This window comes from Halonatronum saccharophilum DSM 13868 (genome assembly GCF_000517025.1).
Lineage (GTDB): Bacteria > Bacillota > Halanaerobiia > Halobacteroidales > Halobacteroidaceae > Halonatronum > Halonatronum saccharophilum.
Window position 1 is genome coordinate 335553 of the sequence record NZ_KI912097.1, and the last position, 24032, is coordinate 359584.

The following is a 24032-nucleotide window of genomic DNA, read 5'->3' on the forward strand; positions in this document are numbered from 1 at the left end:
TTAGTAATATAATCTTCCAAAAGGAGGGGAAAGATGACTAAAACAAATAACCATATCAAAGAAAAATTAAAGGAGCAAGTTTCATTAGATATACGCTTTGATGAACCTTTAAAGAAGCATACCACCTTTAAAATAGGTGGTCCAGCCGATATATTTATAACTCCAAATAACATATCAGAATTACAAAAATCACTTAAACTCATCAAAGATTTTAAATTACCTCTATTCATCTTAGGAAAAGGGAGTAATATAATTGTTAGTGATAAAGGAGTTCGTGGAATCGTCCTCAATACAGAAAATTTAAATAAGATCTGGATTGAAGGTGAGGATATAATCTCAGAGACAGGAATACTTTTAGCAGATGTAGCTCAAAAATCCTTAGAAGCCAGCTTAACAGGCCTAGAGTTTGCTAGTGGTATTCCAGGAAGCTTAGGAGGAGCTATCTATATGAATGCTGGTGCCTATGGTGGAATGATAAAAGATGTAATCAAAGAAGCAAAATGCTTAGATTATGAAGGAAATGAGATCACCCTCTCTAAAAACCAATTAAAGCTCTCTTATCGTCATAGTATACTCCAAGAAGAACCTTTAATCGCTACTCAAGTAAGAATCGGCTTAAAAAAAGGTGACGCAAAAGAAATTAAAGCTAAAATTGATGATCTAACCGATAAAAGATGGACTAAACAACCAATGGAGATGCCAAGTGCGGGAAGTATTTTTAAAAGGCCTGAGGGTTATTATGCTAGTGCTTTAATAGATGAAGCAGGATTAAAAGGGTTAAAAGTTGGAGATGCTCAAGTCTCTAAAAAACACGCCGGATTTATCGTTAACTTAGGCAACGCTACTGCAGAAGATGTATGTAATCTAATTAAAAAAGTTCAAAATATTATTTATAAAGAAAAAAGGGTTAAATTAGAAGTAGAGCCTAGGTTCATTGGAGACTTTAGTGGTTGATAATATACCACTTTAATACCACTAGTTATAAATTAGAGTAAAGAAAAAGAGTTGATTGACTTAAGTCAATCAACTCTTTTTCTTTACTCTTCTACCTCCAACTCTTTTAGTTCAACTCTAGCTGTCTTTAGATCTCCAGCAGTATCCATTAACAAGAGCTTTAACTCTCCTCCAATGCCAACCTCGTTTATTATTTTTCTTAATTTATTCATATCTCCAACTTCTTCCCGATTGGCTTCAAGTATTATATCATTTCTCTTTAAACCACCTTCAGCAGCTGGACTATCACCTACTACTCTAGCAATTATAACCCCTTTATCTACAGGTAAGTTATAGTAATTAATCACATCTTGGTTAATTGGACTCCCATATATTCCTAACCATGGTCTCTTTACTCGACCGTAATTAATCAGATCATCGATAACCTCTTTGGCCCTGTTTATAGGTATAGAAAACCCAATCCCTTGAGCATCACCAATAATAGCCGTATTAATCCCAATAACTCTTCCTTGACTATCTAAGAGGGGACCTCCACTATTACCAGGGTTAATAGATGCATCTGTTTGTATTAAACCATCTAATACCCCAACCTGCCTAGAATTACGAGATTGAGGTCTAATTTCACGGTCCAAAGCGCTAACAACCCCTGTTGTTACTGTATTTTGAAACTGAAGATCATAAGGGCTCCCAATAGCAATAGCCAGTTGGCCCGCTACTAGATCATCAGAGTCTCCTAATGGTGCTATAGGTAGATCACTTCCATTCACCTTAATAACTGCTAAATCATTTCTTGGATCTGAACCGATAAATTCAGCATCATAATCTCTTCCATCAGATAAAAAGACCCTTATCTCATCAGCATTACTTATTACATGATTATTGGTCAATATATAACCTTCTTTATCGATTATAACACCTGACCCAAGCCCTTCGCGCTCCCTTGGGATAGGATTAAAGAAGAAATCTCTAACTATCTCAGTATCCACAGTTACAATACTAACAACAGCAGGGCCAACATCCTTGACTGCCTTTTTAACTGCTTCCTCTTGAGAAATTACAATCTTATTGATAACCTCTTCTCTATCACTCTCAAACCCCTTACTACCCCAAAAAGCATCAACTTCACTTAGATTAATAAAGAAAATCCCTCCCAAAACCAACAAAACAAAACAAGATAAATAAGCTAACTTCTTCTTTAATATCAGCATCTAAACTCAACTCCCCTTTTTCATAAAAGTTAAAGATTAATGCTAGCTCAACCACTTTAGCTAAAAGCAATTAAGACTTTGCTATTATATATTTTATTGGATAATCTTTACGAAATTATGACGATAAGAAAAAATAATTATTCATCAAATTCTTCTTTAAGTAAGGCAAAAGTAAATTTGGCCCCTTGACCAACTACACTTTCAACCCAAACCTCTCCTTTATGTTGACGAATTATCTCCCTAACTATAGATAAACCTAATCCTGTACCTCCCCTATCACGGGTTCTTGCTTTATCAACCTTGTGGAACCTATTCCAGATGCCTTCTAATTCTTTTTTAGGTATACCTGGGCCAAAGTCTTTAATACTTACCAAAACCCTATCGACATCCTCCTGAACAGATATCTGAATTTGATCACCTGAAGGACTAAAATCAATAGCATTACTTGTTAAATTAATCAATACCTGTTCAACTCTATCCCTATCAGCTATCACATTAGATAAAACTTTAGGAATATCTATCTTAATCTTTAAATCCTTCTCCCTTATTTTAGGCATCAGATTCCTAATAGAATTTTTAATAATAACACCTAAATCTATAGGTGTTAAATCCATATTAATCTGTTCTAACTCAATCTGAGATAGATCTAATAGATCTTTAACTAATCTAATAAGCCTTCTTACTTCACCTAATATAATCTCATAATACTCTTCTTTATCCTCTTTACTCTCATAAACTCCATCCCTTAAAGCCTTTACAAAACCTTGAATTGAAGTTAAAGGAGTCCTTAGTTCATGAGATACATCTGCTACAAACCTTCTTTGCAATTCCTCTTTTTTCTGTAAAGAATGGATTGTATTCTTTAACCTCTCGGCTAGATAGTTAAACGAATTAGCAAGTTGTCCTACTTCATCAGAAGAACTAACCCCTATTCTTTCATCAAATTCACCATGAGCCATATTCACTGCAATCCTCTTCATATTCTTTAACGGTTTAGAAAAACTTCTAGATAAAGTAAAACTCAAAATCGAGGTTAGAACTATAGCAATTAATGCTGCATATAAGATAAGCTTCTTAACATCATCTAATGTTTCACTTATACCAGCCAAAGGTGCATAAACAAACACAGCACCAATTACACTATCTTCAAAGTCAATTGGCACAGCAACTAATAATACAGGCTCATCAAAATAATCTGAAAAACCCCTTTTCTTAATTGTCTCCCCCTTTAAGACCTTCTCAACCTCTTCTTTTTTTAATTTAACTCCCTGCAACTCTCTTCTCTGAGTAGCAGCTAAGATCAAACCTTTAGAATCAACAATCCAAGCATTTCCTTCAAAAAAACGCTGTGAATTCTTCAAAAACTCAATGGTTTCTTCATAATTTCCCTCATGCAAGGAGCTTTGAACCAATTTAGCTATCTCTTCTCCTTGATTTATAAAAGTCTCCTCATTACTATCATAATAATACTCTTGGAATAGATAAGATAAAGATATCCCCAAGATAAATAATGTAAAGATTATAATTACTGTGAATCTAATCATCAACTTAGTAGATATACTATTCATTTTCTTTACTCGTTTCAAATTTATAACCCACTCCCCAAACTGTATGAAAGTATTTATAATCATCTAATTTCTCATCTATCTTCTTTCTTAACCTTTTAATATGAGTATCAACAGTCCTAATATCACCGATAAAATCAAAGCCCCAAACCTGATTTAAAAGTTGCTCTCTACTAAAGACCTGCTTCTCATTCTTTGCTAAAAAAGAGAGAAGATCATACTCTTTAGGGGCCAAATCTAAGACTTTACCTTTGAGTATAACTTGGTGTTTTTTATTATTTATCTTTAGATTAGGAAAAGTTAAAATATCACCTCGAATAGATTGAGTGGCAGATCTTCTTAAGATAGCCTTAACCCTTGCCACCAATTCATCAGGGTCAAAGGGCTTTGTCACATAATCATCAGCGCCTAACTCTAATCCTTTGAGTTTATCTGCTTTCTCACCCTTAGCAGTAAGCATCAAAATAGGAATATCAGCCTTCTTTCTAATCGCTTTACAGATATCCCACCCATCCATTTTAGGTAACATAATATCTAATATTATTAGATCTGGATTCTCTTCATAATACTTATCTATTGCTCCTTGACCCTCATTTGCTAAAACAACCTTATACCCTTCTTTTTTTAAATAAACCTCCATCAACCTACAGAGATTCTTATCATCATCAACTACCAAAATCCTCATTGTAAACCTTCCTCCTTATATCATCTCTCATTATTATTATACACACCTCTTAGCCTCCAATGCAAACTTTTAAATTAAGATTTAATACTTCTATTTTCTCCAAAAACCTGACAAAAGAAAGACCAAGACTGTATATATCTCTAAACGCCCTAAAATCATACAAAAGCTTAATAGAAGCTTTGCAACTACAGGCAAAGGTACATAGGTGTTAAGAGGGCCAATCAACCCAAGTCCTGGGCCAATATTTCCTAAAGTGGCTGCTACAGCCGATATTGAACTTATTAAATCTATTCCAAAGGAGGTTAATACTAAGGTTGATATTACAAATACAATAATATATAAAAAGAAAAAACCTAAAATACTAGTCGAGACTTCATTTGAGACTGCCTTATTTCCTATCTTTAATGAGGTTACAGCCCTAGGGTGGATCAGTTTATACAACTCTTGAAAGCCTTTCTTCATTAAAGCATAAATTCTAATCACCTTAATTCCACCTGCTGTAGAACCAGCACATCCTCCAATAAACATTAATATTAATAATAAAGCTCTAGAAAAAGAGGGCCAAATATCATAATCTACTGTAGCAAAACCAGCAGTACTGATAATTGAAGTCACTTGAAAGGCTGCATACTTCAATGAATCAACAAAGCTATTATACACTTGAAATCTAAGGTTAATAGTAATTAACACTATAGCTGAAGTAACTATTAAAGTATAAAAGCGAAATTCCTTATCCTTAAATAAAGCCTTAAAGTTACCTGTTAAAACTTGATAGTGTAAAATCAAATTGACCCCTGCCAAAAACATAAATAAGGTCATAATCCCTTCAATTACAACACTATCATAAGCCTTTACACTTAAGGTTCGAGATGAAAATCCCCCTGTTGAAATCGTACCAAAAGAATGGATCAAAGCATCAAATAAGGGCATATGATTTATCCAAAGTAAAAATACTTGTAAGAAAGTTAAAACCACATAAACAACCCATAAAGTTTTAGCAGTCTCCCTAATTCGAGGCTTTAACCTTTCATGAACTGGACCTGGCGCTTCAGCCTTAAATAACTGCATAGAGCCTGCTAGCTCTGGTAACACCGCAATAGACATTACAATTATACCCATCCCCCCAAGCCAGTGCATTAAACTCCTCCAAAAGAGAATTGTATGGGATAGACTCTCTAAAGACATAATCACTGTTGCTCCAGTAGTTGTAACTGCACTCACGCTCTCAAAGAAAGCATCAACAAAGTTATCAAATACATTGGCAAGCATAAAAGGAATAGCACCAAAGATAGATATCAATACCCATCCTAAGGTTACTACAGCAAAACCTTCTCTATTTCTAATCTCTTCATTACTATAAGTAAAGTGTCTCAATATCTTCCCAACACTAATAGTAAAACCCATCGTTACAATAAAAGCTACACCATCAACCTCTCTATAGTATAAGGATATAAATATAGGTAAAGCCATACTTATGCCAAAAAAAATCAACATTCCACCCAACATATTAAAAACAATCTTTAATCTCATCTATAACTGCCTCCTACTCGAAATATCCTTTAACTTCACCTTTATTCAACAAAGAAAAGATCACTAATTTATCACCACTCAAAATCCTACTTTCTCCATTAGCAATTACAGACTTACTTCCCCTCTTAATTAAAACTATAGTTAAGTTATCAGGAAGATTAAGCCCTTTAATACTCTTGGCTTTTTTAATTTTATTCTTCACCTCAAAGACCTTTATCTGCCCATCAAAGAGGGTGTTATCTTCAACTTGTCCTTGATAGAAATAATCCAAAATAGTATCTACTGCTATAGCAGAGGGGCTGATTATATTATCAACAGGCAAAAGATCACTTAAGTATGTATAACTTATATCGTTAACTACTGCTATCGAATTCTTAACCCCTAGACTCTTAGCCACCTCAGCTATCAAAATATTTGACTCATCACTAGAAGTAGTAGCTATGAAAGCATTCGCTTTCTCTACCCCTTCTTCTTTCAATAAATCAACATCTATACCCCTACCTTCTAAAATAAGAGTATTGGACAACTCCTCTGCTAACTCTTCACACCTTCCTTTATCTTCTTCTATGATTGTAACTATAGAACTTTTGGATAACTCCTTAGCTACCCTATAACTTATCTCTCCACCTCCTACTAAGACCACCTTTTCCTTTTGATCTGGAGAATTGTTGATAAAACTACCTATCATACCTTTAAAACCCCTTCTAGAGATGATAAAGACTATATCACCAGGATAAACCTTATCCCTACCTCTAGGAAGAATTGCTCTACCTTTTCTTAAAATACAGACCAATAGTGAATCTTCTGGTAAACTCAACTTATCTATCCGACTATAAGCAAAGCTACTCTGATGTGAAATTCTAAATTTAGAAATCTGAACCCCCTTGCCTAAAAGTCCATCTATAGCCAGCTCTATTCCTGGTCTAATTAACCCTTTTACCCTATCAACTACTCTATTAAATGGATTAACTACTAATGAGACCCCACACTCTTTACTTTGCATCTTATAATCTAGATTCTTCTCTTCTTTTACCTGTACCACTACATTATCTAAACCTAACTTCTTAGCATAAATTCCTGTTAAAAGGTTCTCATAATCGTTATCTCCTACAGCTACTAAGAGGTTACTGTTTTCAATTCCTGCTCTTTTTAAAGCGCTAACATCAGTACCTTTCCCCTTTAAAGCCAATACATCTACTCGCTCTTCAATCTGTTTTCTAAAGGTATCATCATCTTCAACTATAACTATATCTTGATTGCTCTGTATCAACCCTTCAGCTAATTTAATACCTACCTCATTTCCTCCTACAATAATTATCTGCCCTTTAGAAGTAGTAAAACCATCCTTCACCTTCTTTACCTTACTTACTACTTCCCTCATAATATAACCTATCCTTTCTATACTTATTAATATCAATTTATGCAATAGAGGCTCTAAAAATAACCACCCTTTTCCACTACCTCTTAAATTAAATCTTTATAGCCAATTAAAGGTTTAATAATATTGGTCATTACTAAGATAATACTATAATTAAAGATAAGAAGGAGTTTAGATTTAAATCTAAACTCCTTCTTATCTGCTAATAAATCTATTGATTTTAACTGTTAAATACTACAATACAAATAAATTTTTATGAACATTGAAGTTTTTCATCTTCTAATTGTTTCTTAATTGCTTCTAGCATATTTCTGCTATTCTTTTTAACCTTTTTCTCTAAGATCGGATTAAGTAATGGGGCCAACATCGGAATACCGAAATCAAAATCAACTACCAAAGTTATTTTAGTGCCCCCATTTACCTCCTTAAGATCCCATTGTCCATCAAATTTCTTGAGATCACCACTTATTTGCTTATAAATTATCTGATACTCATCATCATTAAAATAATCTCTTTCTTTCCAGCATATCTTCCTGCCATCAATATCTGTTATCCAACTGCTGACAGTAGTATTCTTGTTTCTTTCTAAAACCTGAACACTTACAACATTTTTCATAAACTTAGGGTAAGACTCCATGTCTTTTGCAATCTTGTAAGCACCCTCTATACTTCCATTAACAATTATACTTTCTTCTACACAAGGCATCTTATTCTCCTCCTTTAACTAGCTAACTCTATTACCTTATCTAATGATCTATCAAAACTCTCTAATATCTTATCAATTTCTTCCTTCCTGATTATCAATGGTGGTTCTAGTCTAATTACCTTTTGCTTATTTAGAGTGTAAGCTGCCAATATTCCCTCTTCGACCAAATAAGATATTAAAGCTCCCCCATAGCTTTCGTGAATAAATTCAACTCCAATCATTAACCCTTTCCCTCTAACATCCTCTATTATATCAGGATACTTATAAGCCAACCCTGTAAGACCTTCTAATAAGTAATTTCCCATCTCTTTGGCCCTATCAATTAAATTATCGTCCTCAATCTTTTTTATTGTAGCTAAAGCTGCTCTACAAGCTAAAGGGTTTCCCCCAAAGGTCGATGTATGTATGAAAGGATTTTCATTAAAGACCTCCCAAAGCTCCTCAGTTGCGGTAAAGGCTCCTATAGGCATTACTCCACCACCTAAAGCCTTAGCCGTAACAAGTATATCTGGACTAATACCATAGTGTTCACAGGCAAACATCTTCCCAGTTCTTCCTAGACCAGTCTGCACTTCATCTAGAATCAAGGCTACACCATAAATGTCACAAGCTTCTCTTACACTCCTTAAATAGTCTTTAGGGGGTAAATTAATCCCTCCCTCCCCTTGAATCGGCTCTAAAATAACAGCAGCTGTATTGTGGTTTATAGTGCTTAATAGCGCGGCAACATCTCCAAAAGGTACATGCTCCACATCTGGAAGCAAAGGCTTAAAAGGTTTTCTAAAAGGATCTCTTCCTGTTACACTTAAAGCACCTAAAGATTTACCATGAAATGAATTTACCGTTGAGATTATATGTGACCTCCCTTTCCACATCCGGGCCAACTTTATAGCTCCTTCAACTGCCTCTGTACCACTGTTACAGATAAAGGAATACTTCAAATCACCAGGACTTATCTGAGCTAATCTCTTCGCTAAACCACCTAATGCTTGATTAAATAATATCTTTGAAGATAGGGGCATTAAATCTAACTGCTCTTTTACTGCTTCTACTACCTCTTTGGGTCTGTGTCCTAAAGAGAAGGTCCCATATCCTCCTAAACAATCGATATAGTTCTTTCCTTCAATATCCTGGACATAAACGCCTTCACCCTTCCACTCTAGAGTGTCAAGTCCCATAAACTTAAATAACTTAGCCATCCCTGAATTAAGATGATTCTCATAATTTGAAATAGTTTCTTCTATTACCCTTCCCATTTCAAAACCTCCTTTTTCCATCATTAGTTATTATGATGTTTTTTACCTTCTTTTATTCATTTAAATAAGTTTTTTCTAAGCTGTGATATATGTTAACTCATCCAATACAAAAACCAACATCCTACAAATAAGGAATGTTGGCTTTTTAAATCTACTTATTTTAAAATATAATACATTATTCTAAACCTCTCTACTTATCCCACTGTCACTAAGTTGAATATTTAAAGCATTTACAGATATGTTAATCTCAATGGCTGAAAGTATCAAAGAAGCCATCAAGAATACTAAAGCTACAGCAAAAGTAATCTGCCCTCCTAAGTCCCTTTTAAAGAATAGTAAAAACATAGAAAAGACACAGAAAAATAAAGATAAGATAGCTAAAAATTGCATATTTCTAATAAGCTTAACCCTCTTTCTAAGAGAACTTATCTGACCTGTTATTACTTTATCCTCTTCTTCTTTCTCCTTAGCTTTCCCATGTAAATCCCTAATCAAACCAGCCAAGACCAAAAATCTATTGGTATAAGCTAGAAGTAACAAAGAGATTGTAGAAAAGATAAGAGCAGGAGTTGTTAAATCAAGACTCATTAAAATCACCTCGTTTTTTATTATATAGTAATGTAGTTGCACTTTGTGCAACTAGTAATGAGTGATTAGTAAGATTAAAATCTCAAGAGCTCTTATAAACCCTTGAGAACAAATGGGTATCTATTTTTTAAGGTTTCGCCCATTACTGATTACTCATCACTTATAACAAAAATAATATAGTAAATGATAATAATTATCATTTACTATATTATAACCAATACTTCCCTTTATGTCAACTAGTTTTTTCCTAATATATATAAGCACCTATCATCCTTTGTAACAAACCATCTTCAGGAATGATACCTTCAATACCATAGACTGATATAGGAAAATCAAGGATTCCATATACATAAGGGGCCAACTGATAAAGCTGGAAAAATAGAACCAAAGCCTTATCACCTATATAAAAGTCTTGGTTGGCCCTTATAAGCTCAAAGTCTTCAATTAAAGGAATCTCTCGCACTTCAATCTGTTGTCTAACCTCCTCAGATAATACTTCACGATAGGGACTACCAACTTGAAATAAATCTGCCAAAGTATATAGATCACCGGTCTTAAGGTCAAAAGTCAGCCCCCTTACAATGGTATTACCATGAGCTCCACCAGCAAAGGCATAGTTGGTCAGGGTTAAGCTTAATATATCTCTTTGGTTGGTCTTAATCTCATAATTCCCTACCATCTCTAGATATTCACCTTGGTCTCTTATCATATCTCTAACAGTCTTATAAATTTCTCTATTAATCCTTTCTCTAACTCTTCTATCCCCCACATCTACAACCTGAGGATAGATAATATCTAAACCCTTTCCACGAATCCTCCTTGTTCTAATATCTACATGAGTCCTTTTCATCCCCATAAAATCACCTCTCTTTGTTAAGTTTCTTCTTATAGGGTATTCATCTTCTATAGACTTAGTTCTTTATATATTAATAAAGCTAAGCTTTATTAATAGCTGTGAGCCGTGTGCAAATACTCTTTATTACGGAGAGTTTTTGGCTTTTTTAAAAACTCGAATATAATTAAAATTAAAAATTTTCCAAAATAATAAAAAGACAGGTGATAGCTACAGCCATCACCTGTCTTTTTGTTATTAAATTCTAATGGTTTCTTCTAGCAAAATCGACAAACTTAAACTTATCTGGCCTATGCTTAGATTCGGTATATTGAAACAATGTAGCATCTTCTAAATAAACGTAGGACTTAACTACTACAACTACATCATATCCATCTAAATCTAGTAACTCTCTATCCTCATCACTAGGGGTCTCAACAGAGATCTCCTTTTTGGCAAAACTAATAGTTAAACCCAACTTAGATTCAATATATTCATAGATCGAATCAGAACATATATCTTCTGTTAAAGATGGTACAAGATCTCTCTTTAGATAGTCCTTATCTAGGATTATCCTATGACCCCCTATCTCTCTTACCCGAAGAACCCTCCAAGCTTTCTCATCTTTAGCAAGACCAAACTCCTCATTATCATAGTCTTCACCTTTAATCAATTCAAAATCTGCTACTATAGTCTTGGCCCCTTGGCCCATCTTTTTAGAGAGTTCCTTAAAACTGACTAGACCAGAAATAGGGAAGTCGAACTTATTAATATCAAGAACAATTGAACCTTTGCCTTGAATTTTTTGAATATACCCATTTTGGGCCAACAAATTTAAGGCTTTTCTAATTGTTCCTCGTGAAGATTTATAATCCTTGCTGAGAGTGTTCTCTGATGGCAAATGAGTATTGGACTTAATTTCGCCACTTTCAATCTTTTTAACTATCTCATTGTATATCTTTAAATACTTATTATTCATAATTTATCACCCACACCATTTTATCATTTCAATAGCTATTTGACAAGGTGATAGACTATAGATTCATAGGGTCTTAACTCAATATTTACAAAATTTTGTGCTGAATCCTTGTAATTAGAGATTAATATCTTAGAATTAAACTCAGTCAAATCTCTATATCCTTTAGGGAGGTAAAACTCTGCCTTTTGACCATAGAAATTATTTATTACTAATAATCTCTCTTCCCCATAGCTTCTAAGATAAGCAAATATCTTATCATCATCTTTTAAAAGTAACTTATAATCACCATAGGCTATAATATCATAATCTTTTCTTAAATCTATTAGCTTTTTGTAATGATAAAAAATAGAATCTTTATCCTCCAAACTATTCTCTACATTGATATCTTTGTAATTATCACTTAAATTAATCCAAGGCTCTCCTTTACTAAATCCACCATTAGCTTCTGAGTTCCATTGCATAGGCGTCCTTGAATTATCACGAGACTTTCTTTTGATAATATCTAAGATATCTTCCTCATCCATACCTTCATCCTTTTTAATCTGGAAGATATTCTTTGCTTCTACATCTCTATAATCATCTATAGAATCAAAGTTAGGGTTGGTCATCCCAATCTCTTCACCTTGGTAGATATAAGGAGTCCCTTTCATCATATGAATAGTAGTGGCGAGCATCTTAGCAGACTCTTTATGATACTTTTTATCATCACCAAATCTACTTACAACCCTTGGCTGATCATGGTTACACCAAAATAAAGCATTCCAACCCCCGCCTTTATGCATCTCTACTTGCCAAGTTGAAAAGAGATCCTTTAATTTATGAAAATCAAAATCCGTCATTGTCCACTTATCTCCACCCTTATAATCAACCTTTAAGTGATGAAAGTTAAATACCATAGATAGCTCTTTCTCTTCCGGATTAGAGTATTTAATACAATTTTCAATATCTGTAGAGGACATCTCACCTACAGTAACTATATCCTCATACTTTCCAAAAGTCTTATTATTTAATTCCTTTAAATACTGATGAATCTTTGGCCCATCGGTATAGAAACGACGACCATCACCTTGGTGGTCATCCTTATACTCATCAGGCTTTGAGATTAGATTGATAACATCTAAACGAAAGCCCTTAACTCCCTTATCTAACCAAAAATTAGCTACCTTAAATATCTCTTCTCTAACTTCTTTATTCTCCCAATTCAAATCAGCTTGAGTTACATCAAAAAGATGCAAATAATACTGATCAAATTCTTCTACATACTCCCAAGCAGAACCACCAAATTTAGACTCCCAATTAGTTGGTTCCTTTCCATCCTTACCTTCTTTAAATATATAAAAATCCTTATACTTCTCTTCACCCTCCATTGCTCTTTTAAACCATCGGTGCTCGGTAGATGTATGGTTAAAGACCATATCTAACATAACATCGATGCCTCGTTCATTAGCCTCTTTGAGCATTTCTTCAAAGTCTTCCATACTCCCAAAGCGAGGATCTATCTTACAATAATTGGCAACATCATAGCCATTGTCCTTCTGTGGTGATATATAAAAGGGAGTAAGCCAAATATAATCAACTCCTAATTTCTTTAAATAATCAAGCTTTTGAGTAACACCCTTTAAATCCCCAAACCCATCTCCATTAAAATCATTAAAAGACTTAGGATATATCTGATAAATCACACTCTTTTTAAATTCCTTCATAATAATCAACTCCTTCTACTTTATATAGTAATAAGACTTAGCCTTACTACTATATCTATCAACAATCAGCCCTCAGATATCAGCTAATATTTAGGACTAAAAGCTGAAAACTGAGAGCTAAGAACTGACAGCTAACTAAAAACTATATTTCTACCGCTTCTTTACTTTCTACCGTCTCTTTACCTTGAGCAATCTTGTGCTTAGCAAAGAAGATTGTTAATACAATAGGTACTATTATTGCAATTAACATTGCTATAGCAAAGCTTATCATATATTGTGGTTGAATTGATAAAATACCTGGCAGCCCTCCAACCCCAATTGAGTTAGCCATAACACCTGTACTAACTGAAAATAAACCAGCAATAGCTGAACCGATCATAGCAGCTAAGAATGGAAATATATACTTAAGGTTTATACCAAACATAGCCGGCTCCGTTACCCCTAAATAACATGAGATAGCTGCTGGAATTGATACCTGCTTCTCCTCTTCATCATCTCTATTTAAATAAATTATCGCCATTACAGCAGATCCTTGGGCAATATTTGATAAAGCAATCATCGGCCAAAGGTTCGTTCCACCAAATTCACTCATAAGCTGTAAATCAATAGCATTTGTCATATGATGCAAGCCAGTTATAACAAGTGGTGCATAAACGAAGCCAAATACCGCTGCAAATAACCAACCAAAGGCTGATGTTAACCCAACATAAACAACATTTGAAATATAAGCGCCAATTGCCCAACCAACTGGCCCTAAAACAATATGGGCCAACAAAACAGTTGGCACTAACGCAAAGAATGGAATAACTATCATTGAGATATACTCAGGGACTATCTTCCTAAGATTAAGCTCTAAGCTAGCTAAAACAAATCCTGCCAAAATAGCTGGAATAACCTGAGCCTGATAACCGATCATATTAATTTGGGCAAAACCAAAATCCCACACTGGAGCCTCTGCACCTCCAGGTACTCCATAAGCATTTAATAGCTGCGGTGATACCAGAGTAAGGCCTAAGATAATACCTAGAATTTGAGTTCCACCCATCTTCTTAGTGATAGACCACGTAATACCAACAGGTAAGAAGTGGAATATAGCCTCACCAATCAACCATAGAAAATGGTGAGTTCCTGCCCAGAACTGCGAAGTCTCTACCAAAGTCTTAGTTCCACCTTCTAGCAATTTTATATCACCAATTACATTACGAAATCCTAAAATTAAACCACCGACTACCAAAGCTGGGATCAAAGGTGTAAAGATCTCTGCTAGGTGAGATATCATTCTCTGTAGCCAATTAAGATTATCCCTAGCACTCTTTTTAGCATCGTCCTTACTTACACCATCTACTCCTGATACTTTTACAAATTCATTATAAAAGCTTGAAACCTCATTTCCAACGATGACCTGAAATTGGCCCGCTTGAGCAAAAGTACCTTTAACACTTTTAATACCTTCAATCTTATTCATATCTGCTTTCTTATTATCCTGTAGGACAAAACGCATCCTTGTAGCACAATGTGAAACTGCTGAAATATTCTCTTTCCCACCAATATACTCCAATAACTCTTGAGCCTCTTTAGTAAATTTACTCATCTTTAAAACCCTCCTCTATTTTTTTACAAGCTTAATTTTAAAATTAAGCCTTAGCGATATTAGATTTAAGATAAAGAATGAGCAAGAATAATTATCACTTCATATTATTCCTTTTTATCCCAATCTTAAACTAATATTTAAAATAAAGCTTACCTGCTTGTAATATACAATCTTATAGAGGTTATAATCTTATAACTTGTATATACAACTAACTTGTATTTATATTCTAACTTGTACATACAAGTTTGTCAAGGATTTTATATCTTTATCAAAAAAATAAGTAAGAGGGCTATTTAAATAGCCCTCTTACTTATTTAATCTTTTATATCCATTATTTAAAGTTAAACCTCAAACTCACCTATTAAATTTTGTAAATTCTGGGCCATTTGGGCCAACTCTTGAGCAGAATGAGTTATCTCATGGGACATACTACTTATATCATCAGTAGCACTCATTACTCTATCACCATTCTCAGCCAGCTCCCCTGTAGCTCGAGCAGTCTGTTCAATCTGAGTAGATGTCTCTTCAACAGAAACCTGAATATCTCTAAAAACATTACCAGTCTTTTGAACAACCTCTTTGCCTTCTTTAGCCTCTTCAGATACTTTCTCTATACTATTTAAAACCTTGTTCGATTGATTTTGAGTCTTATTAATCAACCCAGCAATCTGATCAGTCGCCTTTGAAGTCTCACTGGCTAACTCCCTAATCTCATCTGCTACAACTGCAAAACCTCTACCATGCTCACCTGCCCTAGCTGCTTCAATAGCTGCATTTAAAGCAAGAAGGTTTGTCTGCTCAGCTATATTAGTAATCAATTCAACTATTTGACCGATCTCTTGTGAGTTATTATCCAGTTCTTTTATAACCTCTACAGTTACTTCAATAGACCTATTAATACGCTCTATACTATCTAATGTCTCTTCAATATTATCATTACCTATACCAGTCTGACCACTAGCCTCTTGAGAAAAACTAGCAACCTCTTGAGCACTAGCTGATATCTCTTCAATACCAGCCGACATATTCTCTATCAAGCCTTTGGTAGTCTCTATACTTGCATTTCCTTCCTCTGATGAAGCAGATAATTCTTCACTGTAGGCTGATAAACCTTCAATATTGTCTATTATATTTTTGAGTATCCCTTTCATTGCATAGCTTATCCTATTAAAGCCCTTGGCCAACCTTCCAATCTCATCTTCTCTTTTAGTCCACTCCTCTGATAACTCATCTCTAAAATCACCCTTAGCCATCTTTTCACATTGATCTACTGTCAGCTCTAAGGGCTTAGTAATACTATTAGATATTCTATACAGAAGTGTTCCAAGAATAATAAATAAGAATATTGCTATAACAATTATTATTCTTCCAGTTTGAGCAATCACTGAATGAACTCCATCCATAGAAAGTCCTATATTAATAGCACCAATATGCTCTCCATCTAATACAACAGGTGTCAAGACATCATAAACATTGATACCTTCTACTTCGTAATAGAACTCATCGGCATAAGTTTGACCATCTGCTGCAGCAGCCCTGCTACCTTCATCGGTCAACTCCATTCCTACTCTATCTCGATTACTATGTGCAACTGCTTCTAGTTCATTGCTGATAAAAAGAGCATAAACAACATCTTCATTTTGAGCAACCCTATCTACCAAATTCTGATAGCTAAACCTCTGTGTCAAATCATTAATGATATCGGCACTTATACCAACCTGTGCCAAATAATTACCTTCACTTCTTGTATAACCATACTTTAAGTAGCTATCTGACTGAACGTCTTGTCTTATATCCTCTATAAAGTGTCTTTCGCTACTTGAAATAAATTCTAAGGCCAAATGCCCCTCTGGAAGATCAATACCATCATACCCATGGGTAGAATATAAGATCTTACCTTCACTATCAATCCAATTTATCTCAGTAATATCTAAATCATCTGCCAAATCTTTTAAGTATTCATTACTTAAATTTTCTCGGTTAGATACGATTAAATTCCCTGTATCTCTTATCTTATCTTCTATCAACTCATTTACCGTATCTAAGGAATTATTATTATCTTCAATCTGACTTATAATTTGATTACTAAGGTTATAACCCTCTTCTCTCATTTGATCTAGTAATGAAGCTCTCATAAAAAATAATGATACAAGACTAACAACTAGGATACCAACCAATAATAAAATTATCGGTATCACTACAATTTTAAACTTGATGGACTTCGCAGCTTGAAACTTATTTTTTAAAATCATCTCCTACTCCCTCCTTGTGTTTCAATAATTTTAATATTTAAACAAAATTAACAATAGAAAAACTTATTCATAGTGGTAATTAATACTATTGTTAAAGTTATTATAACTTATTTTTCGACATTTTTCAACCTATTTAGATAAAAAACAGACTAACTCTAGTGATTGAATTTTAATGATTTTATGTAGTAAACAAAGATAGAATTATCTTTAATACTATTACTTCTAATTTCCAAATCCTTTCCCTATTATATATAATTCTTTATAAATTATCAAAAACCTATTGGGAATTAATGCTTATTTTCAATTATAACTCCTCCAAAACAACTAAAGATTTACTACATTAATATAGTAAACCTTTAATTTGAAATTTTAATTTCTATATAGTATTTACTATTTATTACTTCCTTTGCGGTTAAAGGTCTTAGATCTCTTGATTTTTAACTAAACTTTCCCTTCTTTAAAAATTCACTACTTAACCTTAGCACCTCTCTATTATGATAAATCTCCTTATACCCATTTGAACATCTTTTGTATATCAAAAGTTGCATTTTTCACCTCATCACTATTTTCTGCTAATTAAATACTAGCCTTAACAGTCTGTTCTACTTGATTTGAAGTTTATTCTACCCACTTTTTAATCCCATCAAATGAAAAGGTACTAGACGTAAAGTAACTAAAAGTAAAAGTACTAAATTTAAGTTTGACTAAGTACTTTTACTTTTAGTAGTAATAAATGCTTATACCATTTCTTTAGGGTCGATAGCTTGCAATAGTTCATCTGTAAGCATTCCTTTTTCTTCTAAAACCTGTTTTAATTTTTTATCTTGCTCATCTGCTGTTAACCCGATCTGTGATGCCATATCATAGCCTAGTTTAGGACTTAACCCTGTAACTAAGGATAGACTCTCATTCATCCATTGCTTACAGATTTTCTCATCTGCTTGAATACCTGTGATACATTTTTGAACAAGTGTATCTATTGCATTACTCATTAATTTAATCGAATGAAGGAATGTATGGGCTATGAGAGGCATCATCACATTAATTTCTAATTGACTGCCCATAATAGCCGTTGAAATGGCTGTTTCGTACCCTATTACTTGGCAACAGACCATATGGGTCATCTCTAAAATAGCGGGATTTACTTTACCTGGCATAACTGTTGATCCAGGCTGAACAGGTGGTAATGTAATCTCAGCTAGTCCTGTCCTTGGCCCTGAACTTAGTAATCTTAAATCACTAGTTATCTTTATTAAATGAAGGGCTAACTCTTTTAATATTAACATACAGTCTAATGGCTCACTCATATTTTGCATAAAGGCAAATATATTCTTTGGCTGTCTAAAACTTAAGTTAGTACGATTATTAATTTCCCCAATTACTTTTGGCACATAACCTGGTTTTAAGTTAATATTTGTTCCTACAGCATTCCCTCCTAAACCAATCTCATATAACCCTTCAACACCTTCTTTAATTTGTTGCTTCATTTTTTGGATGGTCTGTGCATAACCTGAAAATTCTTGTCCTAACCGCATAGGAACACCGTCATGTAAATGGGTGCGACTAGCTTTTAATACTGGCATAAATTGTTCAGCTTTCTTTTGTAGTTCTTGTTCTAGGTTGGTCAGAGCTGGACTTAGCTTTTGTTTTATTGATTCAACAGCAGCAATATTTAATGCAGAAGGAAATGTGTCATTAGTAGACTGTGACATATTAACATGGTCATTGGGGTGAACTTCTTGTACACCGGCCATAATTTCAGTTGCACGCCTAGCAATGACTTCATTTGCATTCATATTCTGTGATGTCCCTGCACCTGCTTGATAAACATCTACAGCAAATTGTTCATCCCATTTACCATCAATCACTTCTTGAGAGGCTTGTATAATGGCTTGACCGATATCAGGCGAGAGTGAACCTAATTCTACATTTACAGATGCACTAGCAGCTTTAATAATTCCTTGTGCCCTTATAAAAGCACGAGGTAATCGAATGCCACTGATTGGGAAATTATTAATTGCACGCTGTGTTTGTGCCCCATAGTAGGCTGTTTTAGGAATCATAATATTACCTAATGTATCATTTTCCATTCGATATTGTGTGTGTTTATCCATCGCTTCTCTCCTTTAATCAATTTATAATAAAGTTTGTTATTATCATACCCTGTCTATATATTAATTAAAATATGAATTATAAATAATTATTTTTCTACTTATAAAACCTTTATATCTTATCTCCTCTTTTTCTAAGCCCCCCAAAAAAGATAATTATCTATAAATTCAATCTATAAACCTACCTCCTTTGTGATAAACTAAAATATAAGTACTAAAAAAACTAATAACAACTCTTTTGAAAGGAGAAGAAAATGAGATCAAAATATTTTATTGGATTAACTATACTATTAGTAATTCTTGTCTTTGGCTTTGCTTTAGGGGACTTAGGATTTATTACACTTCCAGATAATAATGAGCTTAGAGATGAAGCAGATAATTTAGAAGCTAGCCCTAAATTATCTGCTGAAAATTCAAATAATAATGATGAAGGTGAAGGAATGGATGAGGAATTAGAAGATTTCAAAGAAACTATTCAACGACAAGCTAAGAAGTATCCACAAACCTTCTTTTTAAGTAAAGAAACTGAAGAAAAGCTAATTGCTCTCACCTTTGATGATGGACCTGAACATATTAACACACCACAAATGCTAGATATATTAAAGGAAAGAGAGATTAAAGCTACCTTCTTTTTATTAGGAGAAAATGTAGAGTTATTTCCTGAAATTGCTCAAAGAATGGTAGAAGAAGGGCACCAAGTTGCTAATCACTCTTGGAACCATGATAACTTCACTGATTTAAGTAATGAGGAAGTATTATATAATCAGATAATACCAACTTCTGAAGAGATTGAAAAAGCTACAGGTATTTATCCTACCATTATCAGACCACCTTTTGGCGCTATTAATGACGAAACTATTGAATCTTTAGGCTATGGAGGTTGGAAGATAGTCAACTGGTCTATTGATAGCTTTGATTGGCATTATGCCCAGGACACCCACGAAGAAATAGTAGGTCAAGTAAAAAGACATCACCATCCTGGGGGAATTGTATTACTCCATAATGGTATTATTAATAAAGAAACTGTTGAAGCTTTGCCAGAAATAATCGATCTATTAGAAGAAGAGGGATATGAATTCAAAACTATTGATCAGCTACTATTTTAAATTCGATCTATTGTTGAAATTAATTGAAGATAGCTAAATGTTGGTCTAAAACTATAAGCCACCCAGTTTAATAGGTGGCTTATTTATAATATTATCACAGTTATTGCATACTAAATTTTCTTATCTAATCTCCCCATAAAGATTCTTAATCTTAGATTCCCAGCACTTTAAGATCCTTCCTTTTCCTACCTTTTTATATTTCATAATCTTAGTTTTACACTTAGCACATTTAATCGTTAAGATTTCTATCACTCCTGAATATAAAATATAGTTGGCCTTTTTTAGAATTATTCAAACCTTTTTCTTTCTTAGCTAATTAAATCATCTATAATTATTGAATTATTGTTGAATACTTGCATAGGTTAATAAGTAATAATATAATAACTAAAAGCCTTAATAAGAAGTTATGAAGGAGGTGAAAAAATTGTCTGTCAATACCAATAGAAGAATATTACAATTGTTAAACCTTCTTGCCTTCATTTTAGTAGTTGTCATTAATGCTCTAGCAAATATTTTACCTATTAACGATTATACAACAGGTGAAGTAGCTGGATTATATCCTAACTTATTTACTCCAGCACCGATTACCTTCTCTATCTGGGGGCTGATTTATCTTTCATTAGCATTCTTTACCTTATATCAGCTTAGAGGTTTACTTTCTATACCAGATTCTCAAGTTGACTTCTTAGATAGAATAGGTTACTTATTTTTTATTTCATCTTTAGCCAATGCAAGTTGGATCTTTGCTTGGCATTACCTTAAAATTGGTCTATCTTTTATAATAATGCTTGTGTTGTTAACTTCTTTAATATTAATCTATAATCGCTTAGAAATTGGACTAAGAAGAGTAAGTAGATCCGAAAAATTATTTGTCCATCTTCCCTTTAGCATCTATACAGGATGGATTACAGTAGCAACTTTAGCTAACTTAACTACATTACTGGTTGATCTCAACCTTTATGATAATATAATTCCAGCAATCCCTTGGACTATTGGAATGATTGCCATTGCAGTTATAGTTGGAAGATATATTTATATTAAAAGAAGAGATCTGTATTATAATTTAGTAATAGTCTGGGCATTATTAGGCATTATAATTAAACGCCTTTTTATAGCTGAAGAATTAATAATTAGCGTAGTTATAGCTGCTATTATAGGTATTATAATTATCACAGGAATAGTTGTGAAGAATTTCAAATTTGATCTTTCATAAGATAAAGAGATTAAAAAAGAAATCGGTTTCTATGTTTAATTTTGGGTAATTCTAAGAAATCAGAAAAAGAACAATAGTTCCAGCTGCCAAAATACCCCACAAAGTGCGGTTATAATCCCATACTCGCCTTCCGTTGTAAGATTCGAAAGGAAATAAAGGAAGAAGCACCTCATATATTAGCAATGAATAGGCCAAAAAGAATGAAGTTCGCAATAGATTACTTATCATCTCAGGTGCGATATTACTAATTGCTAATGCCTGGTAGGCAAAAATAAGCCAAGCAAGAATAAGCACCGAAAGCGCACCAAAAAATGATATGATTGCAAGCTGTGATAACTTTTTGCGATAGCTCCACCGAACTTGCTTAGGATAATAGCAGCCTGGAGACGGAAAAACTCCACCTAAGAAAACAGCAATAATTGCCGAGAGCGTAAGTCCAGTTTCCCAAATTCTATACTCTAACTCACATCCAATCCAATTTGCAACTAATTTCATTGTCAGAGAACGTACTCCAAATACCAAGGCAACTGCAATCGGTAGTTGCCACATAAGTTCAGTTGATGACCCGACACGAAAGCATTGAAGCATTAAAATAACTGACATAATCAACACATTAGCCCACCAAGCTAAGGCACCTCCACCTACAAACTGGCGAGTATCCTCTAAATTTTCAGACCCTTTTGAACTCTGGGAGATATCCCCAGATCTAGCCCACAGAAAATGGCCAATATCTATTGTATGAAATGTCTTTGGCCCTATTTTTAGTAAACTAAGACCATACCGGCGTATCTGCTGCATAGCACTAAGGGGCATAAAGCCTTGATCAGCAAAACGATTACTCGAATCAGTATTATAACCCTCAACTGTTGTAAACATCTCGTCACAACCGAGTTCTTGTAATTTTCTAACCGAATGCTCAATTAATGCACTAGCTACACCCCGACCACGTGCTTTCTGATCAGTAAATAGCCACTTTACCACACCACCAAGCCGATTTCTCTGGAAAGCAAAAGTTTCAAGTACAACAACTCCTACAATCTCTTCTGAAAGTTCATACACATAGGTATGTTCAGTTGTTTTAACTAAGCTGCCATGTAAAAAACCAAAAGAGCTTTTAGCAAGGCTTTTTACCTTAGCTTCTTCTTCCTCTCGCATTAGGCGAATTGCTTCCAACACTATCATCTCCTCCTTATTATTTAGGGATCAATCTTTTAAACTTTATTAATATTAATTACTTCCCAGGCCAATATACAACCTCGTCAAGGCATAACAACTACAGAAACCAACACCACCAGCCTCCGTTAGTTTTTTAACTCTTCGAGGGTGTGAATGTTGGCCCGTAAAAATATTACTTTCTAATTTTCCTTCCGTTATATGTAAATCCTTCTCTATTCACCTTGCATAATTTCTTTTACCCTTAGACTCAATCTCTTCTATAATATTATCTTTGTTACTATGATTTATAAATAGCTTTTCCTTCTTCCTCGATATTATCAACCAACCTTTCCTTGCTCAAACCATAAACATCAACCACATCAATCTTATAAATAATATCTAACTGCTCTAGCTCATCTCTTAATAGATTAAAATCTTTACTATCCATACCCTTTGCATAAATTCCAATATCAATATCAGAACCTTTTCTCCAATCACCCCTAGCTCTGGAGCCAAAGATTACAGCTTTCTCTATCTTCTCCTCCTGACCTATAACCCTTACTATCTCCTCTACGACCTCTTCCTTTAATCCAAACCTCATTACTCTACTTCCTCTTCCTTCAACCTATCATAAACAGCCTTAAGGTTATCAAAATGTTTTTCTTTAACTTTTTCATAGATACTCCTAGCCCTCTCTTCATCATAGGTATGACTAGTTAAATTCCTATCCTTTAACATATCAATCCAAGCCTCACCATCTTCTATCAAACCAATAGCATAAGCCTCTCTAAAGGTACTCCTTGGACTTTTGGCCCCTTCGATTCCTTGATACTCAAGGAAATATTTCATGACCTTCCAAGCTAATTCATAATTAAATTCAAATCTTTGAATCACACCATCTATCATCAAAGGATTTATATCCTTTTCTTTCAATCCTTCCTCTAATCTATCCAAAGCACTCTTAAAATCCCCTAACTTCTCTTCCCAGCGTAATGAATTCATAACCACACCACCTTTTTAAATTATAAATTATTGAAAACATATTTATATTATAGTTTAAACACATCACTACCCTCTCTATACCTACCTCATCTACTTTATTATTTATCCAAAACTAATAATTATCCTTTTATGTATTTTCATTTTCAAAATAATATAAGACCAATATGCAACCTCGTCAAAGCATAACAACTTATAGAAGCCAACACCATCACACACCC

At 33.9% G+C, this 24032-nt stretch carries 20 protein-coding genes; 3 read left to right on the top strand and 17 right to left on the bottom strand.

Translation table 11 applies throughout. The features are described from left to right. Positions 1-33 precede the first annotated feature (33 nt). Complete coding sequence (murB, locus tag HALSAC_RS0112850) at positions 34-954, top strand: UDP-N-acetylmuramate dehydrogenase (protein ID WP_027340601.1); 921 nt, start codon at positions 34-36, stop codon at positions 952-954. An 83-nt stretch (positions 955-1037) separates the two neighbouring features. On the opposite strand, the gene HALSAC_RS0112855 is transcribed toward murB, so the two are convergent. The 14 genes from HALSAC_RS0112855 to HALSAC_RS0112925 all read right to left on the bottom strand — a co-directional run bounded on the left by HALSAC_RS0112855 (position 1038) and on the right by HALSAC_RS0112925 (position 19317). Further along, the gene (locus HALSAC_RS0112855; RefSeq protein ID WP_027340602.1) at positions 1038-2162 is read right to left on the bottom strand and encodes a S1C family serine protease; all 1125 of its coding nucleotides are present in this window, start codon (positions 2160-2162) and stop codon (positions 1038-1040) included. A gap of 137 nt (positions 2163-2299) precedes the next feature. After that, a complete protein-coding gene (locus HALSAC_RS0112860; protein ID WP_245579480.1) occupies positions 2300-3730 on the bottom strand; it encodes a sensor histidine kinase in 1431 nt (476 codons plus the stop codon). Then, positions 3723-4412: a response regulator transcription factor gene (locus tag HALSAC_RS0112865; RefSeq protein ID WP_027340604.1), complete on the bottom strand. Its 690-nt coding sequence runs from the start codon at positions 4410-4412 to the stop codon at positions 3723-3725. The genes HALSAC_RS0112860 and HALSAC_RS0112865 overlap by 8 nt, the downstream gene beginning before the upstream one ends. Before the next feature lie 90 nt (positions 4413-4502). Continuing rightward, positions 4503-5942 carry a TrkH family potassium uptake protein gene (locus HALSAC_RS0112870; protein WP_027340605.1) on the bottom strand — a complete coding sequence of 480 codons (1440 nt, stop codon included), beginning with the start codon at positions 5940-5942 and terminating at the stop codon, positions 4503-4505. A gap of 13 nt (positions 5943-5955) precedes the next feature. Next, positions 5956-7368, bottom strand: coding sequence for a Trk system potassium transporter TrkA (gene trkA, locus HALSAC_RS0112875; protein WP_245579481.1), 1413 nt, complete (start codon positions 7366-7368; stop codon positions 5956-5958). Between the two features lie 205 nt (positions 7369-7573). Beyond that, a complete protein-coding gene (locus HALSAC_RS0112880) occupies positions 7574-8026 on the bottom strand; it encodes a type II toxin-antitoxin system RatA family toxin (protein ID WP_027340607.1) in 453 nt (150 codons plus the stop codon). A 14-nt stretch (positions 8027-8040) separates the two neighbouring features. Beyond that, a complete protein-coding gene (locus HALSAC_RS0112885; RefSeq protein ID WP_027340608.1) occupies positions 8041-9282 on the bottom strand; it encodes an aminotransferase class III-fold pyridoxal phosphate-dependent enzyme in 1242 nt (413 codons plus the stop codon). 180 nt (positions 9283-9462) lie between these two features. Then, positions 9463-9870, bottom strand: a complete 408-nt coding sequence (locus HALSAC_RS0112890; protein ID WP_027340609.1) for a DUF2721 domain-containing protein — start codon at positions 9868-9870, stop codon at positions 9463-9465. A gap of 247 nt (positions 9871-10117) precedes the next feature. Continuing rightward, positions 10118-10726, bottom strand: coding sequence for a DUF3298 and DUF4163 domain-containing protein (locus HALSAC_RS0112895; RefSeq protein ID WP_027340610.1), 609 nt, complete (start codon positions 10724-10726; stop codon positions 10118-10120). A gap of 241 nt (positions 10727-10967) precedes the next feature. Beyond that, positions 10968-11681: a trehalose operon repressor gene (gene treR / locus HALSAC_RS0112900; RefSeq protein WP_027340611.1), complete on the bottom strand. Its 714-nt coding sequence runs from the start codon at positions 11679-11681 to the stop codon at positions 10968-10970. 35 nt (positions 11682-11716) lie between these two features. Further along, the gene (treC, locus tag HALSAC_RS0112905; protein ID WP_027340612.1) at positions 11717-13384 is read right to left on the bottom strand and encodes an alpha,alpha-phosphotrehalase; all 1668 of its coding nucleotides are present in this window, start codon (positions 13382-13384) and stop codon (positions 11717-11719) included. Between the two features lie 142 nt (positions 13385-13526). Then, a complete protein-coding gene (gene treP, locus HALSAC_RS0112910; RefSeq protein ID WP_027340613.1) occupies positions 13527-14975 on the bottom strand; it encodes a PTS system trehalose-specific EIIBC component in 1449 nt (482 codons plus the stop codon). A gap of 341 nt (positions 14976-15316) precedes the next feature. Next, positions 15317-17227 carry a methyl-accepting chemotaxis protein gene (locus tag HALSAC_RS16650; protein WP_051412233.1) on the bottom strand — a complete coding sequence of 637 codons (1911 nt, stop codon included), beginning with the start codon at positions 17225-17227 and terminating at the stop codon, positions 15317-15319. A gap of 737 nt (positions 17228-17964) precedes the next feature. Next, positions 17965-19317 carry a class II fumarate hydratase gene (locus tag HALSAC_RS0112925; protein ID WP_211231347.1) on the bottom strand — a complete coding sequence of 451 codons (1353 nt, stop codon included), beginning with the start codon at positions 19315-19317 and terminating at the stop codon, positions 17965-17967. A 275-nt stretch (positions 19318-19592) separates the two neighbouring features. On the opposite strand from HALSAC_RS0112925, the gene HALSAC_RS16000 reads away from it, so the two are divergent. Both HALSAC_RS16000 and HALSAC_RS0112940 read left to right on the top strand, forming a co-directional pair. Continuing rightward, entirely contained in the window at positions 19593-20444 is an 852-nt protein-coding gene (locus HALSAC_RS16000; RefSeq protein ID WP_051412234.1) for a polysaccharide deacetylase family protein, read from the top strand. Positions 20445-20868: 424 nt separating this feature from the next. Further along, positions 20869-21657, top strand: a complete 789-nt coding sequence (locus HALSAC_RS0112940) for a hypothetical protein (RefSeq protein ID WP_027340615.1) — start codon at positions 20869-20871, stop codon at positions 21655-21657. A 51-nt stretch (positions 21658-21708) separates the two neighbouring features. Here the strand turns inward: HALSAC_RS0112940 and HALSAC_RS0112945 are convergent, their stop codons facing one another. The 3 genes from HALSAC_RS0112945 to HALSAC_RS0112955 form a co-directional block, all read right to left on the bottom strand. Beyond that, positions 21709-22833 carry a GNAT family N-acetyltransferase gene (locus HALSAC_RS0112945; RefSeq protein WP_027340616.1) on the bottom strand — a complete coding sequence of 375 codons (1125 nt, stop codon included), beginning with the start codon at positions 22831-22833 and terminating at the stop codon, positions 21709-21711. 277 nt (positions 22834-23110) lie between these two features. After that, on the bottom strand, positions 23111-23413 hold the full coding sequence (locus tag HALSAC_RS0112950; RefSeq protein WP_027340617.1) for a nucleotidyltransferase domain-containing protein: 303 nt from the start codon (positions 23411-23413) through the stop codon (positions 23111-23113). Then, positions 23413-23814: a nucleotidyltransferase substrate binding protein gene (locus HALSAC_RS0112955; protein WP_027340618.1), complete on the bottom strand. Its 402-nt coding sequence runs from the start codon at positions 23812-23814 to the stop codon at positions 23413-23415. The genes HALSAC_RS0112950 and HALSAC_RS0112955 overlap by 1 nt, the downstream gene beginning before the upstream one ends. Positions 23815-24032: the final 218 nt, after the last annotated feature.

What these genes read in the sequence shown, in the direction of transcription:
- murB (WP_027340601.1), top strand. Translation starts at nt 34, where the DNA reads ATGACTAAAACAAATAACCATATCAAAGAAAAATTAAAGGAGCAAGTT.
- HALSAC_RS0112855 (WP_027340602.1), bottom strand. Translation starts at nt 2,162, where the DNA reads ATGCTGATATTAAAGAAGAAGTTAGCTTATTTATCTTGTTTTGTTTTG.
- HALSAC_RS0112860 (WP_245579480.1), bottom strand. Translation starts at nt 3,730, where the DNA reads ATGAATAGTATATCTACTAAGTTGATGATTAGATTCACAGTAATTATA.
- HALSAC_RS0112865 (WP_027340604.1), bottom strand. Translation starts at nt 4,412, where the DNA reads ATGAGGATTTTGGTAGTTGATGATGATAAGAATCTCTGTAGGTTGATG.
- HALSAC_RS0112870 (WP_027340605.1), bottom strand. Translation starts at nt 5,942, where the DNA reads ATGAGATTAAAGATTGTTTTTAATATGTTGGGTGGAATGTTGATTTTT.
- HALSAC_RS0112880 (WP_027340607.1), bottom strand. Translation starts at nt 8,026, where the DNA reads ATGCCTTGTGTAGAAGAAAGTATAATTGTTAATGGAAGTATAGAGGGT.
- HALSAC_RS0112885 (WP_027340608.1), bottom strand. Translation starts at nt 9,282, where the DNA reads ATGGGAAGGGTAATAGAAGAAACTATTTCAAATTATGAGAATCATCTT.
- HALSAC_RS0112890 (WP_027340609.1), bottom strand. Translation starts at nt 9,870, where the DNA reads ATGAGTCTTGATTTAACAACTCCTGCTCTTATCTTTTCTACAATCTCT.
- HALSAC_RS0112895 (WP_027340610.1), bottom strand. Translation starts at nt 10,726, where the DNA reads ATGGGGATGAAAAGGACTCATGTAGATATTAGAACAAGGAGGATTCGT.
- treR (WP_027340611.1), bottom strand. Translation starts at nt 11,681, where the DNA reads ATGAATAATAAGTATTTAAAGATATACAATGAGATAGTTAAAAAGATT.
- treC (WP_027340612.1), bottom strand. Translation starts at nt 13,384, where the DNA reads ATGAAGGAATTTAAAAAGAGTGTGATTTATCAGATATATCCTAAGTCT.
- treP (WP_027340613.1), bottom strand. Translation starts at nt 14,975, where the DNA reads ATGAGTAAATTTACTAAAGAGGCTCAAGAGTTATTGGAGTATATTGGT.
- HALSAC_RS16650 (WP_051412233.1), bottom strand. Translation starts at nt 17,227, where the DNA reads ATGATTTTAAAAAATAAGTTTCAAGCTGCGAAGTCCATCAAGTTTAAA.
- HALSAC_RS0112925 (WP_211231347.1), bottom strand. Translation starts at nt 19,317, where the DNA reads ATGGAAAATGATACATTAGGTAATATTATGATTCCTAAAACAGCCTAC.
- HALSAC_RS16000 (WP_051412234.1), top strand. Translation starts at nt 19,593, where the DNA reads ATGAGATCAAAATATTTTATTGGATTAACTATACTATTAGTAATTCTT.
- HALSAC_RS0112950 (WP_027340617.1), bottom strand. Translation starts at nt 23,413, where the DNA reads ATGAGGTTTGGATTAAAGGAAGAGGTCGTAGAGGAGATAGTAAGGGTT.
- HALSAC_RS0112955 (WP_027340618.1), bottom strand. Translation starts at nt 23,814, where the DNA reads ATGAATTCATTACGCTGGGAAGAGAAGTTAGGGGATTTTAAGAGTGCT.